This window comes from Frigoribacterium sp. CFBP 8759, assembly GCF_014841655.1.
GTDB lineage: Bacteria > Actinomycetota > Actinomycetes > Actinomycetales > Microbacteriaceae > Frigoribacterium.
Genome location: NZ_JACYUH010000002.1, coordinates 876,029 through 891,350, shown reverse-complemented (window position 1 = coordinate 891,350; position 15,322 = coordinate 876,029). Strand labels below are relative to the sequence as shown.

19 protein-coding genes are annotated in these 15,322 nt (G+C 64.6%); 10 read left to right on the top strand and 9 right to left on the bottom strand.

Annotated elements, in window-relative coordinates; all coding sequences use genetic code 11:
• Positions 1-21: 21 nt before the first annotated feature.
• The 4 genes from IFT79_RS09490 (at position 22) to IFT79_RS09475 (ending at position 3,170) form a co-directional block, all read left to right on the top strand.
• On the top strand, positions 22-870 hold the full coding sequence (locus tag IFT79_RS09490; protein ID WP_043595604.1) for an SDR family oxidoreductase: 849 nt from the start codon (positions 22-24) through the stop codon (positions 868-870).
• Positions 871-1,211: 341 nt separating this feature from the next.
• Positions 1,212-1,670 (top strand): hypothetical protein, encoded by a 459-nt coding sequence (locus IFT79_RS09485; protein WP_082460660.1) that lies wholly within the window; start codon positions 1,212-1,214, stop codon positions 1,668-1,670.
• A complete protein-coding gene (locus IFT79_RS09480) occupies positions 1,660-1,992 on the top strand; it encodes a transcriptional regulator (protein ID WP_056049920.1) in 333 nt (110 codons plus the stop codon). Before IFT79_RS09485 ends, IFT79_RS09480 begins: the two co-directional genes overlap by 11 nt.
• A 500-nt stretch (positions 1,993-2,492) precedes the next feature.
• Positions 2,493-3,170 (top strand): hypothetical protein, encoded by a 678-nt coding sequence (locus tag IFT79_RS09475; protein WP_192123771.1) that lies wholly within the window; start codon positions 2,493-2,495, stop codon positions 3,168-3,170.
• A gap of 1,676 nt (positions 3,171-4,846) precedes the next feature.
• Here the strand turns inward: IFT79_RS09475 and IFT79_RS09470 are convergent.
• The 5 genes from IFT79_RS09470 to IFT79_RS09450 form a co-directional block, all read right to left on the bottom strand.
• On the bottom strand, positions 4,847-5,272 hold the full coding sequence (locus IFT79_RS09470) for an ADP-ribosylation/crystallin J1 (protein ID WP_192123769.1): 426 nt from the start codon (positions 5,270-5,272) through the stop codon (positions 4,847-4,849).
• Positions 5,273-5,454: 182 nt separating this feature from the next.
• A complete protein-coding gene (locus IFT79_RS09465; RefSeq protein ID WP_192123767.1) occupies positions 5,455-6,492 on the bottom strand; it encodes a hypothetical protein in 1,038 nt (345 codons plus the stop codon).
• Between the two features lie 328 nt (positions 6,493-6,820).
• Entirely contained in the window at positions 6,821-7,018 is a 198-nt protein-coding gene (locus IFT79_RS09460; protein WP_192123765.1) for a hypothetical protein, read from the bottom strand.
• Positions 7,019-7,122: 104 nt separating this feature from the next.
• The gene (locus tag IFT79_RS09455; RefSeq protein WP_192123764.1) at positions 7,123-7,386 is read right to left on the bottom strand and encodes a hypothetical protein; all 264 of its coding nucleotides are present in this window, start codon (positions 7,384-7,386) and stop codon (positions 7,123-7,125) included.
• An 82-nt stretch (positions 7,387-7,468) separates the two neighbouring features.
• A complete protein-coding gene (locus IFT79_RS09450) occupies positions 7,469-7,657 on the bottom strand; it encodes a hypothetical protein (RefSeq protein ID WP_192123762.1) in 189 nt (62 codons plus the stop codon).
• Between the two features lie 179 nt (positions 7,658-7,836).
• On the opposite strand from IFT79_RS09450, the gene IFT79_RS09445 reads away from it, so the two are divergent.
• Positions 7,837-8,250, top strand: a complete 414-nt coding sequence (locus IFT79_RS09445; RefSeq protein ID WP_192123760.1) for a hypothetical protein — start codon at positions 7,837-7,839, stop codon at positions 8,248-8,250.
• A gap of 200 nt (positions 8,251-8,450) precedes the next feature.
• Here IFT79_RS09445 and IFT79_RS09440 read toward each other — a convergent pair whose 3' ends face one another.
• Together IFT79_RS09440 and IFT79_RS09435 are read right to left on the bottom strand one after the other, a co-directional pair.
• Positions 8,451-9,026: a VanZ family protein gene (locus tag IFT79_RS09440; protein WP_192123758.1), complete on the bottom strand. Its 576-nt coding sequence runs from the start codon at positions 9,024-9,026 to the stop codon at positions 8,451-8,453.
• 245 nt (positions 9,027-9,271) lie between these two features.
• Complete coding sequence (locus IFT79_RS09435) at positions 9,272-10,129, bottom strand: helix-turn-helix transcriptional regulator (protein ID WP_192123756.1); 858 nt, start codon at positions 10,127-10,129, stop codon at positions 9,272-9,274.
• On the opposite strand from IFT79_RS09435, the gene IFT79_RS09430 reads away from it, so the two are divergent.
• The 3 genes from IFT79_RS09430 (at position 10,128) to IFT79_RS09420 (ending at position 11,966) form a co-directional block, all read left to right on the top strand.
• Positions 10,128-11,000, top strand: coding sequence for an SDR family NAD(P)-dependent oxidoreductase (locus IFT79_RS09430; protein WP_249407873.1), 873 nt, complete (start codon positions 10,128-10,130; stop codon positions 10,998-11,000). The genes IFT79_RS09435 and IFT79_RS09430 overlap by 2 nt on opposite strands.
• A 185-nt stretch (positions 11,001-11,185) precedes the next feature.
• A complete protein-coding gene (locus IFT79_RS09425) occupies positions 11,186-11,644 on the top strand; it encodes a hypothetical protein (RefSeq protein WP_082460660.1) in 459 nt (152 codons plus the stop codon).
• Positions 11,634-11,966, top strand: coding sequence for a transcriptional regulator (locus tag IFT79_RS09420; protein WP_192123754.1), 333 nt, complete (start codon positions 11,634-11,636; stop codon positions 11,964-11,966). The genes IFT79_RS09425 and IFT79_RS09420 overlap by 11 nt, the downstream gene beginning before the upstream one ends.
• 63 nt (positions 11,967-12,029) lie before the next feature.
• Here the strand turns inward: IFT79_RS09420 and IFT79_RS09415 are convergent, their stop codons facing one another.
• Positions 12,030-12,428: a hypothetical protein gene (locus IFT79_RS09415; protein ID WP_192123752.1), complete on the bottom strand. Its 399-nt coding sequence runs from the start codon at positions 12,426-12,428 to the stop codon at positions 12,030-12,032.
• 188 nt (positions 12,429-12,616) lie between these two features.
• Between IFT79_RS09415 and IFT79_RS09410 the strand changes: the two genes are divergently transcribed.
• Positions 12,617-13,678, top strand: coding sequence for a hypothetical protein (locus tag IFT79_RS09410; RefSeq protein WP_192123750.1), 1,062 nt, complete (start codon positions 12,617-12,619; stop codon positions 13,676-13,678).
• A gap of 43 nt (positions 13,679-13,721) precedes the next feature.
• Here the strand turns inward: IFT79_RS09410 and IFT79_RS09405 are convergent, their stop codons facing one another.
• On the bottom strand, positions 13,722-14,420 hold the full coding sequence (locus IFT79_RS09405; protein WP_192123748.1) for a hypothetical protein: 699 nt from the start codon (positions 14,418-14,420) through the stop codon (positions 13,722-13,724).
• 234 nt (positions 14,421-14,654) lie between these two features.
• On the opposite strand from IFT79_RS09405, the gene IFT79_RS09400 reads away from it, so the two are divergent.
• Positions 14,655-14,804, top strand: coding sequence for a hypothetical protein (locus IFT79_RS09400; RefSeq protein ID WP_158612826.1), 150 nt, complete (start codon positions 14,655-14,657; stop codon positions 14,802-14,804).
• The last annotated feature ends 518 nt before the right edge of the window (positions 14,805-15,322 follow it).

Genomic DNA, 15,322 nt, shown 5'->3' with positions numbered 1-15,322 from the left:
ACCAGATGCATTGATAGCTTCATGACCTATCTCATCCACGGCGCTACTGGCGCCCAGGGCTCCCCCGTCGTCGCATCCCTTCTCGCTTCCGGCGCCGCCGTCACCGCGGCGGTCCGCGACCCGTCCGCCTATGAGGGAGGCGGCGCGCCCGTCGCCGTCGACCTGATGTCGGTCGCGTCCCTCGCGGCGGCCTACGCGGGCGTCGACGGCGTCTTCGTGCACCTTCCGGTCGGCGACGCCGCCCAGCAGCTCGCGCATGCCCGGACGGTCGTCGCAGCCGTCGAGCAGGCACGGCCGGCCCGGGTGGTCGTCTCGACCAGCGGGTACCCGACGGAGGGCGACGGTGCGGCTGAGAGTCCCGTCGGCTTCCTCACTGCCGGTCTGCGGGCGACCGGGGTCTCCGTCGCCGTCGCGGCCCCGCGCCTCTTCCTCGAGAACCTGCTGCTGCCGCCGGTCGCCGCGGGCGTGGAGCAGGAGGGCGTCCTCCGCTACCCGATCCGTGACGACTACGCCGTGTCGTGGAGCTCGCACCTCGACGTGGCCGACGTCGTCGCGCGACTGCTGCAGGACGGCTCCGTGACCGGTGTCGTCGGGGTCGGTGCGCTGCCCGGCCTCGTGGGCTCCGACCTCGCGGCTGGCTTCGCCGCAGCCTCGGGCACGAGCGTGCGGTTCGAGGCGCAGGACGTCGACGACTTCGGCCGCGTCATCGAGCCCCTCTTCGGCTCAGCCGGAGCGGACCCTGTCGTGGCCTCGTACCGGTGGCGGGCCACCCTGCCCTCCGAGCTCATCGACCCTGCCACGAGCGCACAGCAGCAGCTCGGGCTGAGCCCGCGCACGGTCGAGCAGTGGCTCAAGGACCTCCGGGCCTGACCCGTTCGCTGTACGACAGCAAGGGCTGCTCCCCGACCAAGGCGATCTTCAGTTGGGGAGCGGTTCTGATCTGGCCAGGGCCCGCTCGTGGTGTTCGTCGGCGCTAGTCACAAACGATCGTTTCTGCATGCCCGATAGGGGATCCATGACGGGGAACCCGGGCGAACCCAGGAACCCCGCCATTCACAGCGGGGGTCTGGGCTGCCCTCGCAACGTAGCCGTATGTCGGCCGAGCATCTAGTGCCCGGTGAAGGATCGGTCAGGGGGCAAGTGGCAGAGCGTCAAGGGGGTCCGCAAGCAGACCCTTGCTTTCCACGTGGTTAAGTGAATAGCTTGTCCACATGGAAAGCAACCATGGTCAGAGTCCTGCCTCTGCTCGCGATGCCCTGCGTGGTCTCGAGGGTGACAGGCTCGAACTGGCGCGAAGGACGCGTTCACCACGCTGGTATTACCCGGGGCTGGCGCTGTTCACGGCAGCGATAGCCCTGGCTCCCCTTGCTGGAGGCGTGTGGGTCTTCGTTGTCATAGCTTTCGCTTGCCTCGGGCTCGTCGGCCTCGAGCGGGCCTTCGTGCTCACGACGGGAATCTCCACCAATAGGGTTCCTGGCCCCAGATCGTTGATCGTCCTCGTCGTGATGGGCATCGTGGTGCTCACGATGGTTTTCGTTTCCGGCCTCGCCGTGCATGCGGACTCGACTGCCTGGGCGTTGACGGCCGGCGCGGTGAGCTTCCTCACCATGTTCCCGGGCGGATACGTCTACGACCACTTCTACGGCCAGGAGCTACGGCGTGGCGTCTAGCGCACAATTTGACGAATCGATCCATGCTCCAACGAGGCTCCGCCTGTGCGCTCTTCTCCGCCCCGTCGACCACATCGATTTCTCGGTCCTCGCCATGACTCTCGGGCTGAGCGACGCGAACCTGTCCAAGACCGTCCGCGCGCTCACGGAACTCGGATACATGAGCACGACAAAAGAAGCTTCCACGACCAGGCGCGACGCGCGTCGAACCACCCGCATCTCGCTCACACCCGCGGGCCGGGTCGCAATCGACGGGCACCTCGCTGCCCTGCAGGACCTCGCATCAGCCAAGGACCTGAGCGCTACGGCAACCGACCGTTGACTGCCCGATAGCCGATCGGCTCCAGGGCGCATCGCGAGACGGGCATACTCGCTCCATGAGCAATCCCGCAGGCGTTTCCGGCCGTGCCGTGCGGCGGCGGCTGCGAGAGACGTCATGCCCGGACTGCGAGCACCCCTGGGAAGAGCACGGGGGTTCGACCCTCGAGGCGCCGGTGGCCTTTGGGGAGTGCCAGTACGAGGAGGACCACGCGCAGCAGGTCCCTGGTCGAGAGACGTGCTGGAACAGCGTGCCTCCTGCGTTGTTCGTGCGGCCGACGGCCCGAGAGCTAGAGCGCGCAGCGCCACTCCACAGAAAAGTTCTTCTGCGATTCGGGCAGTTGATGCTGGCTATGTTGCATCTAGTAGTGCGTTGGCCCTGACCAAGGGTGCCCTATAGACGATCGTTCACCGGGAGCTGAGTAGACGTAGAGTCTTGCTCTCTACTTGGAGTTTCGGTCAAGCGCCCTCGCCGTCTCTATCGGGAATCGGCATACTGAGGTCGTGCCGATCCCGCCCCATCACGAAGCCACATTCGGGCGGCTGACCGACGCAGCCAGGAGGACGTTCGGGACGGACCACGTCTCCGCGACCCTGCTCGATCCCGACACGGATCGCCTGCCGTTTCTGGAAGTCCCCGGACTGTCATTCATCGGTGAGCAATGGATCGTCGTCGAATTCGCCGGCGGCCGAAGACTAGAGCTCGAGTGGAACGTAGCCGGTGTCGGCCGGGCATTCAGTCTGCTCGAACGACGGCAGCTGAGGATGACCATCGACAAGACCGCCTCAGAGGGCCTGCCAGGCTGGATCGAGGCACTCGTCGGCACTCACGGCCGGGTGACGGTCCACGCTCCCGTCGCTGAGTTCGACCTGGAGGTGCGGGTGGTTCCTGACCGGGGTTCCGCTTTGCCCTTCTACGTTCACGTGCGGCATGACGGCAATGTTGTGGTCGAGGGCTCGCAGCTTCACTGGTGGACCTTCGGCGCCGGACGCACTGACGATGACGGCATGGCGGCAGCGAAGGACCTGATGGAACAGGTCGTGCTCTACGGCGGCAGCATCAGACGCACGTGGCGAGGCGTCACCTTGCTCGACGAACACGGTGACTACTTCTCAGGGCCGATTCCGGGGCCGAGGCTGCCATTCCGGCCCCAACGTCTCCACTTCCGCGCCTACAGCTAGCCTCATTCTGCCCGCACAGAACGCAATTACGTTCAATACATATGTTCTGCATTTTCGACCGCCGCCCGACAGGGGATTTTTCACCGAGATGCGTTCCGGACTGACCCATCAAGACGGTCAGGTCAGCGCAGCTCGAAGAAACCCTCGACGCGCGGCAGCGTCCGGTGGTTAATCGGCTACTGCAGTTCAGGTTCTTGCCGGACAGCTTTCCTGTGGCTAGCGACGCCCAACACCGTATTGACCAGGCCTGTAGCAGCGAGAAGCCAACCATAGGCCTGGCCAGTGACCACGGCCCCCAATCCTGCGAAGAGGGCGACTAGGGCGCTCACCACCACGACGACCGACCAGCGTCTACTCATGCACTGATTATGAGCCCTGCCCCGTGCCTCGTTAGGCGATCGTTGACCGAGATCAGTTTCGGACTGACCTATCGAGACAGTCGTCGCCCCGCAGCTGCGGGGGAGTGGCTAGCGTCCGCCGGTGGTCGGTGACCGATCGCCTATCGGCCGAAGGTTTTGGACTCCCGGGGCCTAGAAAGTTCCCCTAAAGGCGAGGTGCTGGTGGTCTGCGCCCTGAGCGAGGCGATCCGGCTCAGTCCTCGACGGGCACGGAGCATGACACTGACGGTCAGTACACCCCAGAGCACACCGGGCAACACGGCCAAGATGATTTCGGCTACGCCTTCAGCCGCTCTGGCGCGGTCTACGGCCCACACGCTCCAGATGAAGAACAGACCGAGGTAAAGCCACCGGGCACGGAGCGCATCCTCGATCCGTTGAAGCGATGTCCGGAGCTGCGCTGGTGACATGTGTACCGGCATGGATTCACCGGCGACCCATCGCCGGACAGCAACGTAGTTTGGCCTGCCGCCTTCTCGCTCCCAGAACCAAAAGCCCAGGCCGATGGCGACGGCCGCAGCTAGGACCGCGACCGTCAGAGTGGGTGTCAACCCGAGTTCGGAGAAGTGCGCTGCACGAAAGAGCAGCCACAGGCACACCGCCGCCAGGGCACCGAGAAAGAGATGAGCTACTCCCCCGAAACCGATTGAAGCGCGACGGGTGGGCATAACCGCAATCTATTCTCCGGGCGTGAGTTCGAGCGGTTTTGGTGTCTTATCTCGTTTTGGAGCGATGGAGTGAGGCGGGCGCAGGAGATCAAGGGTGTCTCAATAGACCATCGTCCTCCGTCCGCGTTCAGTGGTTCAGGCGGCCAGGGCGCGAGCTGCGGACAGTTCTGACTATCGCGATGACGAGGAGTACCAGGCCAAGGAGTGCCGGGGCGTAGGTGGACCCGGTGAGGAGCCAGGTGTCAGTTGTTCCTCGGGTGGTCTCGATGACCGAGCCAGTGACGTAAGTGCACTCGCGAGCGAGTGGCCAGGCAGAGAAGGACCCCGAAACCAGGTGCGTTTGGAACTGTGAATCTTCGAGATACGGGCCCTCGACGGCGCACTTATAGGTCGTGCCTTTGTAGACGTAGAGCAGTCGGACAGCGAGGAAGAGTGCTCCCGACGCGGCGATGAGTGCGGCGCCGGCCAGGCCCTGGAAGGGATAGGACATGAACAAGCGGCGCATTGACCTAGCTAAGGGCTCATGGCCGTCAGACACATCCACCGCAAGGGCGACTCCGGGGAAGCAGCCCATGGAGCGCCGATAGGGGATCGCTCCCCGGGCACTGCCTCACGGCGCGCTACGCGCGGGCCACTCCTCGCGGAACTCTTTGATCTCGCCGTCGGCGTCATCGCGACGGAACGTGCTGACGAGCGTGATTGGCCCCGTGAGATTCGCGTTCAGTTCATCGAGGCGTTCCGCCGGAATCCAGTACTCAAGGATGCTTCGCCCACCGACCTGCTGGACGTCGAAGCCCTCGAGGAAGCTCCGACGCACCGAGAACCGAGTGACATGGCCAACGCCCGAGGCCTTCACATTCCAGTCTCGGGCGATGCGCACGGCATAGTCCTCGTTCAGTACCGGGTAAAAGATTGGCTGATCCGGCAGTCTCGGGGGCCACAGCGACCAGCCACTCGCCTTGACGAGTTCGAGTTCCTCCGGGCCCGTGGGCCGCCAGAGTACAACGCTGCTGTCAGCGTCCGATCGTGTGGTCATGGGAACAGAATGCTGGATGGAACGCTCATTTCCTATCTGTTTACCCGTCGACGTGGGCGAGCGTCGACGAGGCTTCTCCGCGGCGCCCGATAGACGATCCACCATCGAGACCACGTTCGGGCTGTGCTGAGTCTGACCACTTAGAGACCTCTTGCCGGTGCCCATGGTGAGAGGCGTGTGCATCAGTTGCCTTCAGCTAGCACCCTGCTTCGCGCATACGAGCCGGTCCACCGTCGAAGTATCAGGATCTCCCAGGGGAGGGTGATCGCTCCGCTCAACGGGCCGTGTTCGCGAGGGTAGATCGTGTATTCAAGTCGGAGTCCTTCATCTCGAAGCTCGAACGCCAGATGTGCCTGCACCACGCGGTCGCTTTCGCCAAACCAATCTGCGTTGTCGCGCGCGTACTGGACGTGCCCCACGTCGTCGGAGATGAGCTCGACGACTGTCTGGCGACTCCTGGTGAGCAGATCGCGCACCATCTCGAGGTTGACGCCACGCAAGCTCACCCTCACCGGATCGTCGTGTCCTTCGACGAATCCCATGCTCGAGCGGGTCTCTCGGAACGGCGCACAGAACCCGAAGAACGAGAGGAAGTAGCTGACTTTCGCGAGTCGCCCGTCATCGGTCCATGCGAAGAGATCGCCGTTGGGGCCGACGGGCGTCGCGGCGAGCCGTATCGACGCTGCTGTCGACTGGTTCGACCGCGAAGGTGCCTCTCGTGGTGCATCGCTGTAGAGCGTCGAGGAGAACGAGTCGTAGGCAAGAGCGCGGGTGGCTGGGTCAAGGGAGCACTCCAAGAACAGCCGCGAATCAGCTACATCGGAAGGCCACTCGCTGCGGGGGCCGGAGTCGGCGGGGTGAGGTCGTAGTGCCGCCGAGAGGTCGATCCGGACGACGCCTGGATCAACGGCGGCGTCATCTGCCAAAGCGGTGACTTCGATGCGCCAGTCAGACACCCCGTACTCCGAGCCACCCCCCGGTAGCCGGACACCCCCAGGCGCATCGACGGAAAGGGACAAGGGGGCCGAGCGGGCGGAGTGCAACACGTTACCGATCAGGCTCCCGACGCCGACCGGCAGACGCAAGGTGGCGCCTTCACCGTCGGAGGTGAGGTACCCCGATTGCTGGTCTCTGTCGGCCGAGGCGGCCGTGAAGAACTGGGCGGCAGACTCGTCCCCGGAGACTTCGATCGTCGTCGCTTCAGTGGTGATCCGATCCATCCCCGGGAATGACAACCGTCCGCGTCCGTACACCTGCCCCTCAGTACCGATCATCGCGTCGCGTAAGTGCACTGTTCCCCTGGTCTCGTCGCTTCGTCGAGCATGCCCAACCGAGAGTAGCGAGACCACCCCCAGGGCAGGAGCCCCCGCGGCAGAGTGCGGGCCTGGGTTTTAGCGAGTGGCTGCTGGCCTGGGGTCCTTTGCACGCAGGTCGAGCGCGATGTCGATCCGATCGGCCGTCACGCGCCTCCTGTTTGGGTTGCCCATGCCTGTAGAGCTCGCCGAAGGCTCAACGATCCGCTTCGAAGCCAGTCCGGTAACCCATCGGTCACCGGCCGCGGCGGGATGCGATGATGCCGTAGATGAGGCAGCCGAGCCCACCCAGGGAACATGCTCCGACGACAAGCCATCCGGCGTAGCCCCTGCTTGCGACAGAGAGATCGGCTGACGTGAAAAAGAGCGTGGCGGCGACGGCGAGAGCTCCGAGGCCCAGGACGATCATGATGGGGGCCTCGCTGCGCTTCACGGGGTCATCCGACCTGCATTAGTAAAAGGGTCGGCCACGGGAAGCGTCTCTGCCCCGTCTCATTAGACGATCGCTCACCGGATCGCGTCGCTCGGCCACCAACGTCACTCATGAATGCGATCGGCCCGGGCGTTTCGAATGAGGCGCATGGCGAGTGATCCGGCTGTGAAGAGGACGGCGTAGGCGACGAAGGCACTCCACATGGGCGCTTGGACGCGGTCGATGAGGAACCAGAAAAGCCCACCGCCGACGAAGATCAAGACGAGGTCGAGGAGGACGGTTCTCGCCGGCAGCCACGGCGTCGGGCGCTCAGTCACTGCAGTTGCGTCGACGGGGCGAGCCTGCGGCAGTCCTTCTTCGTTGCTCATGGGACGAGCATGCCCCACGACGTGATCCGGCATCGAATATCGTCCCGATAAGGCATCGACCATCGGCTTGGGCGCTTGCGAGTCAGCTCAGGGCGGCGCCGACGCCAGCTACGAGAATTCCGGTCCCCAATCCGATCATGATCGTCATGGTGAGGAAGGGGCGGCTCCCTACTTGGACCCTTCCTCGTTTCCTGAGGTTGAAGGCGTAGGCGAAACCCGCCACGACGACGAGAGCGCCGATGATGGTGATGACGAGCGGAACAGTCTCCATGATTTGAACCGTAGTGCAGGGCTGTGGACGGATTGGCCGCGCGTTCGCGTTCGCCGCTCGATAGGGGATGGCTTGACGAAGAGCCATGCGCGCGCGAGTAACGACTCCGAACCGTGCCAGGTCTGTCGCGGTCCTCGTCGCCGACGCTGACCCTCGTCGACAAAAGGGATGATGGGCCCATGTCGAAGCGAGCAAGCCGACCGTCCCCGGACGATCCGACGTCTGGCGTCATGAGGAGAGCTGTGACGAAGGGTCGTTTTGCGGTGCGGCCCGGGACGTTCAACCTCGCTGGACAGTTCTTCACCCCGGACGGTGGTCGACTCGAGAAAGAGACCGCCGATGTCGATGCGGCGGAGGTTCGGGCCCTAGTTCGGCGTGGTGCCACCGTGGCGTTCGAGGGGTGTGGATGCGGTGGCGGTGGATGCACGCCCGCCTGGCCGAGTGCGATCGACGTCCGTGCGGCGGCCGCCGCAGCTGAGCCCGTCTTCATGAGGAGGCAAGGGATTCCGACATGGGCAGACGTCTGGGCCATGGAAGGAACGCGCGTCGTCTTTCTCCACGGTGACGTCACCTGGGGTTCCCTGCTTGAGTGAGATGGGTGGCAGGACAGCGCGTTAGTGCCGACAAGCATGCATGCAAATTAAGTGATCGCAAGCGTCCCGATAGCCGATCGTTCACCGAGATCCGTTTCGGACTGACCTATCGAGACGGCCGACGCTCCATAGCTGCGGGGGAGTGGCCAGCCGCCGCGATTAGTCGGTGATCGATCCCCAAGCGGGCGCTGCTCCGCGGTTTAGGCGGTGGGTGCTGCCCCGGGGTTCGTGTGCCAGCGGAACCGGTCCGCGAGTGCGGACAAGATCGGTACACGTGTGAGCAGAACGAAGATTACGTAGCCGAGGATTCCCCCGAAGGTGTTCCAGATGAAGTCGTTGACGTCAGCGACGTGACCACCGGAGAACAGCTTCTGCGCGGCGAGTTGCAGTAGCTCGATTGTCAGGCTGACCACCGCCGAGGTCAGCAGCACCTTCCACCAGGACGGCCGGCGCATCAGGAGCGGTATGAGGATGCCGAGCGGTATGAACACCGCCAGGTTGGTGAGCGCGTCCGCGAGCTCGTAGTCCTGGAACGGGATCAGTGCCAGCGCCGGCTCCCATGGCTCAGACCTTGGCGTCGGGTTGAGAAAGATCGGGAAGACCGTGTTCGCGAAGATTCCCGCGGCGTAGACGGCGATGGCGGCCGCGACAGCCGCGCGCGGCCGGGTGAAACGTTGCCCCCTGAGCAGGAGCGCAAGCTGGATGAGGAACACGACGGCGCCGACGGGGACAGCGACCGGTAGGACGGGGACTTCGCCGAACGGGTTAGTAGACATCCGGGGAAGCCTAGTGACGCTGAGCTGCTGCAAGGATCTGATGACCGTGGACGGTCTCGGTAACCGATCCCGGGGATCGAGTATTCGGGCACACGAACGTGGCTCGACCGAGCCACGTTCCGGCACTGGTGGCGGTCCGGAACGGAAAGCGCGGCCAGCTGAGACCCGTTCCGCTTGGGGATCGGCCATCGAGACTCCGCCGCGCTTGCTGTCGATCTCGTAGCGCCTCGGCCTGGAGGGGCCATTCAGGTACCCCGCGGCTCGACGAGGGGTTCGGAGCCGATGACTTCCAGCAGTGCGAGTTTCTCAGCGTCTCGAGAGCCCGCTGGTGCGGTGTAGAGCACGAGGTGCTGGTCCCGCTCGGTAATGGCGAGGGAATCGCAGTTAACGGTGATCGGCCCGGCTGGTGTGTGGCGGAACGTCTTCTGTAGGGGCGGTGGTGTCTGGACGTCGTGTCGCTCCCAGAGTTGTGCGAACTCGGCGCTGCCGGCGTTGAGGTCGTCGATGAGTTCGCGGACGCTCGGGTCTGATGGGTAGACAGCCTGGGCGCTACGGAGTTGGGTCACGACACCTTGCCGGAATGCGGCCTCGTCAGAGATCCCGTAGATCACCTCTGACGGCTGCCCACCGTCGAGGAAGGTCTTCCTCGCGAGGTTGCGATCGCGGGGAACGAGCAGAGAGAAGTCCTCCATGAGAGCTGCCGCCAGGTCGTTCCAGGCGAGCACCTCGAAGGTGGCCGACAGGACGATGCCGGCGGTAAGGGGGAGCCGTTCGAGCAGGGTCAGGATGCTCGGTCTGACGTCGCGGCGATGCAGCCCCGTCAGGGTGGGGGCGGTGCCGGCCAGCCGGTGCAGGTGGTCGGACTCCTCGGGGGTGAGACGCAGTGCGCCCGCGATGCCTGCGAGGACGACGTCTGAGGGCCGAGGAGCACGGCCCTGCTCAAGTCGGGCGTAGTACTCGGTCGAGACATGGGCGAGGACGGCGACCTCCTCGCGCCGAAGACCCGGTGTCCTTCGCCGAGGCCCAGACGGCAGGCCGACGTCTTCGGGGCGGAGACGCTCGCGGCGACTCCGGAGAAACGCTGCGAGCTCACCCTTGTCCATGCCACGAGTCTCCGCCCTGAGGAGCCGCAGATCCTCGTACAGTTTGTGCCTGGATGCGTATTCTCGGGGCGCCGACGCTTTCTACATGACGAAAAACAACGAGTCCACGCCGGTCGGCCTTCTGACCGGGAAGGTCATCTTCATCACCGGAGCCAGCCGCGGCATCGGCGCCGCAGCGGGCCGTCTCTTCGCTCGTGAGGGGGCATCCGTCGTGCTGGCAGCCCGCAGCACGGGGGCGCTGGACGCCCTCGTCGACGAGATCCGCACCCAGGGCGGCACTGCTGACGCCGTCGCGATGGACCTCGCCGACCGAGCCAGCATCCGCGCGGCCATCGATCGCGTCGAGGAACGCCACGGGCGCCTCGACGGGGCATTCAACAACGCAGGCATCAACCAGCGAGAGATGGGCCCACTCGACACCACGTCCGATGACGACATCGACGAGCAGTTCGCCGTCAACTTCCGGGCACACTGGGTCGCGATGGTCGCCGAGGCGGCCCTCATGCGGAAGTCCGGCGGGGGCGCGATCGTGAACACCTCGAGCATCGGCAGTCGACGCGCCGTGCCACCGCTGCCGGCGTACGGGGCCATGAAGCGGGCACTGAACAGCATCACGGAGACTGCGGCGGTCACCTGGGCTGCCGAAGGAATTCGGGTGAACGGCCTGATGCCCGGTGGAACCGCGACCGAGATGATGGACGAATGGGAGAGGAAAACCCCAGGGATCATCGAGGCGAACAACGCAGCCAGCCCCATCGGCCGCATGGCAACCGCTCTCGAAGTCGCCGAGGTCGCGGGGTTCTTCCTCAGTGATCGCGCCTCGGCAGTGACAGGTGCCATCGTGCCCGTCGACGGCGGCGCCAGCGCCTGAGACGGGGACGCGCACCCGTCCTGCGGCCGCACCTGAGTGGACCTGTTTCCGCCGCCTCCTCCGCAGTAGCTCTCGACGGGAGCGCTGCCCGATAGCCGATCGGTCAGGGGGCAAGTGGCAGAGCGTCAAGCGGGGCCGCAAGCAGACCCTTGCTTTCCACGTGGTTAAGTGAATAGCTTGTCCACATGGAAAGCAACCATGGTCAGAGTCCTGCCTCTGCTCGCGATGCCCTGCGTGGTCTCGAGGGTGACAGGCTCGAACTGGCGCGAAGGACGCGTTCACCACGCTGGTATTACCCGGGGCTGGCGCTGTTCACGGCAGCGATAGCCCTGGCTCCCCTTGCTGGAGGCGTGTGGGTCTTCGTTGTCATAGCTTTCGCTTGCCTCGGGCTCGTCGGCCTCGAGCGGGCCTTCGTGCTCACGACGGGAATCTCCACCAATAGGGTTCCTGGCCCCAGATCGTTGATCGTCCTCGTCGTGATGGGCATCGTGGTGCTCACGATGGTTTTCGTGTCCGGCCTCGCCGTGCATGCGGACTCGACTGCCTGGGCGTTGACGGCCGGCGCGGTGAGCTTCCTCACCATGTTCCCGGGCGGATACGTCTACGACCACTTCTACGGCCAGGAGCTACGGCGTGGCGTCTAGCGCACAATTTGACGAATCGATCCATGCTCCAACGAGGCTCCGCCTGTGCGCTCTTCTCCGCCCCGTCGACCACATCGATTTCTCGGTCCTCGCCATGACTCTCGGGCTGAGCGACGCGAACCTGTCCAAGACCGTCCGCGCGCTCACGGAACTCGGATACATGAGCACGACAAAAGAAGCCTCCACGACCAGGCGTGACGCGCGTCGAACCACCCGCATCGCACTCACGCCCGCGGGCCGGGTCGCAATCGACGGGCACCTCGCCGCCCTTCAGGACCTCGCATCAGCCAAGGACCTGAGCGCTACGGCAACCGACCGTTGACTGCCCGATAGCCGATCGGCTACCGGGAGGCCGCCGAGCTGCCGCGGCGCAAGCCGCAGCGGCCTACGTGAAAAGCGCCAGGGGAAGCGACACCACGAAACACACGGGCGGTACGATCGCGATGCCACCACAGACGCCGGCCCATCGGCCAGTGCGGCCGCCTAGCGCGCCGGCGATGAGCGCGAGAACAATCGAGGCGACCAGCAGGAATGGCACGGCGAACCAGACCATTGAGGTCCACTCTGCGGCGGAGAACCAGAGCCACGAACCCTCGGCGCAGGCCGTGACGAAGCAGACGATGAGGGTCAGCGGGGCGAGCAATCGAGCCCGACCGGACGGCTCGGTCTCGGCGGCGGGGCCGCCTTCCAGCCAGGCAGACGAGTCAGCGAGGGAGTCACGGTGGGGGAGCGCTGCCACCTCCGCCTCAGCCCGGCGGAGCAATTCGCGGTCGGCCTCGTTCATGCCCTGACCCTAGCGCCGGCGTGGCCACCGGCCGCGTAGCACCCTCGAATTTGCCTCGCATCCTCGATGACTCGACTCCAGAGCGTGTCCGATAGGGGATGGTGCAGCGGCCGTTTCGACGCGTGATGGACGCGAAGGAGTCAGGTTCGGTGGCCCAGGGAATTGCTTGGATTCTCTAGTGTTGCGGCATGGCTGACCTCCCTTCGATGGAAACACTCGCGGAGATATCCACGCATTGGGGTCAGCGTTGGTCGCCGGCGCCGCCTGGTTCGGTGGAGGACTACCGCTTCGGCAGTGGGGTCCTCTTGGAGTTCGACAGGCTCCCGACCTTGCATCAGCATGCCGAGCAGGCCATGCAATACGCCGAGATCATCTTCCGCGACCTGACGCTTCTTCGAGCCCTGAGGCAAGGCGCATCCGACGCCAGCGTCTTCGTCTCGACTTTTGCGTGGTCTCGTGGACCGGAGCCTGAGGATCGTGACTCGTGGCTCAAGCGTTTCCTCCCGGCACGCCTATGGCAGTCGGACATCAGCGTGACGTGGATGGCCGATCCAAACTTTGCCGAAGAGCTCCCCATCTACGAGCACACGTACGTCACCCAGCTCGGACTAGACGATCCTGGCTTTGCTGCCGCGTTGGCGCTGTCCTCAGGGATGGATGGGGAATCGTTGGCGATCTACCCGTCAGATGCCTCGTGGGTGTTCACCCAAAAGGAGGACGGGGCCTTTGTCCGGACTGACGGGGACAGAGCTGCCGAATTGGTGGCTCAGTTCCCTGAATGGGTCGGGCGGGCAACCCACGTGAGGCCATCGAATGCCCGGTTGGAAGATCAACGCGACTGGCAGATCGATTTCTCGTATCTTGACGAGCGGACTGCTTCGCGCATCCTGGACATGGCAGAGACCCAGGGGCTTCTGGAATGGCCAGCAGGTGGACGCCTCGTTGATCCTCGAGACGATCACAAGCTGGCCCTCTCTCGAGAGCAGGGGCAGCGCCTCCGAGTGCTCGCTACTGATGCGCCGGGCCTCGTCGTGGACGACTTCACGGGCGAAGGGCGCGAGATGACCCCGGCCATGGTGCGGGAGGAGATCGAAGAAGGACAGGACCCCCTGGCGGGTCTCGACGAGTTCATCGACGAAGTGGCCTACCGTCATCCCGCCGAGGCCAAAGACGGCCATCTTCCGAAGCGTTTCTGGAGCCCACGGCACAGTTACGACGGCATCGACGGATCGGATCTCGCGTCTACCTGAAACACGCAAAAGTCCGAGGGCCCGGCGTCTTAAAAGGGGATCGTCATGCGGGGCTCGATGTCGGGCGTCGGTTGATGGTGTCGCCGTTCCAGGAGAGGTCGGAGTCCTCCGTGACCTGGTAGACCTCGAAGCGGTCGTCGGTGAGGATCGATTCAATGAGTGGTTGGGAGCCGGCGACGATGGTGGAGTCCCAGTCGATTTCGGTGGCGAGTACCCAGGCGTGATCCTCCGGCCAGAGCAATTGCGGTGGTTCGTCGCTTCGGAAGCCGATGCGTGGACCCCAGCCAGGCGTTGCCAGCTCCGCAGTACCGGTGTGCGCCAGAACGTAGTCGTACCGATCGATGGTCACCGATCGGCCGACAAGGCTCTGGCCGGTGCCGCCGACCCAGTACGCCGCGAGGGCGTCGTCTGGTGTCGCGGTCTGGACCCTCAACAACGGCGCGAGGGCTGCCAGAACTTGCGGGTCGAGGTGCCCGATATCGCTGGTTCCACCCCGTGGCTCATCAAGGTCAAGTAGCCGCTCCCACTGGACGAGAGGGTGCATCACTTTGCCCGCCGCGGTGGCGACATCAGACCATCGGCGGTGTTCCCAGCGGCCGTCTCCCGTGGGTCGGGGGTGGAGGATGCGCGCGTAGGCCTCGAAGCCGTACCCAGCGACGGAGCCGACCTTCGCCCACCCTCTGACGCGGTGCATCCGCGGCCCTAGCCAAGCAGCGCGTTCGACATCATCGATGATCTTCATGCTCGCGACCCTGCCACGCGTGCAAAGCCGTGCCAAGGACGAGTAGTTGTTCAGGGGCTGCGCCGCGTCAGCAGATACACCCTCGGGACGGCGGGCCGCATTAGGCCGCATTAGGCAGTACCTTCCGGAGAGTGTCGTCCACAGCCGACCTTTCGGCCCGCGAGGTTATTTCTCTTGATCGATACGGAGCCACAGGTGCCCTCCAACGTTCCTCGCTTGAGAAAGCTCATGGGCGTGGCCACGATCTTCTATGTTCTGGCTGCCGCCCTGTTCATCGCCAAGGTCTTCAGTGACCTGCCAAATCTGCTCATGCTCCTAGGCGTGGGACTGATCGTGATCGGCATCTACTTCAATGTTCGAGCCATGGCTGAGATGCGACGCTAGAAACCGTTCCTTCACGAAACCGACCTAGAGGGGAACGCTCTGCGTCCCGATAGCCGATCGTCGAGCGGAACGTAGAAGGCTGCTTAGCGTGGGCGTCGGGACCGAGCAAGAAGGACAGCCCCGTAGATCACCGCGCCGAGGCCGATTGGTATCAGGAAGAACTCGAGTCCCTTCGTTAAGAAGCTGACGCGGCCACTGAGGATGATGGCCCACCAGGCAATTCCACCCAGAATCGCCGCAAGGCCCATCACGATCCAGTAAACCGGTCGCGGATCGCGACCATCGGGCAGCTTGTCGTTCCACACACGCTCAGGATGGCAGATCGCCACCTCACCTCAGCCCGTCTCCGCTGGTAGGTGCCCGATAGACGATGGGCCACGGGGCGCGGCTCGCCTCGGGGGTGTAGTGACGGCTGAAGCGGGCCGGCTAGTTCGATAGTCACGACCATCCCGTCGACGAGGCACTTCCGCGGCGCGGCTTCGGTACATGATTACGCGTGGCGTTATGGGCGCAGGGTC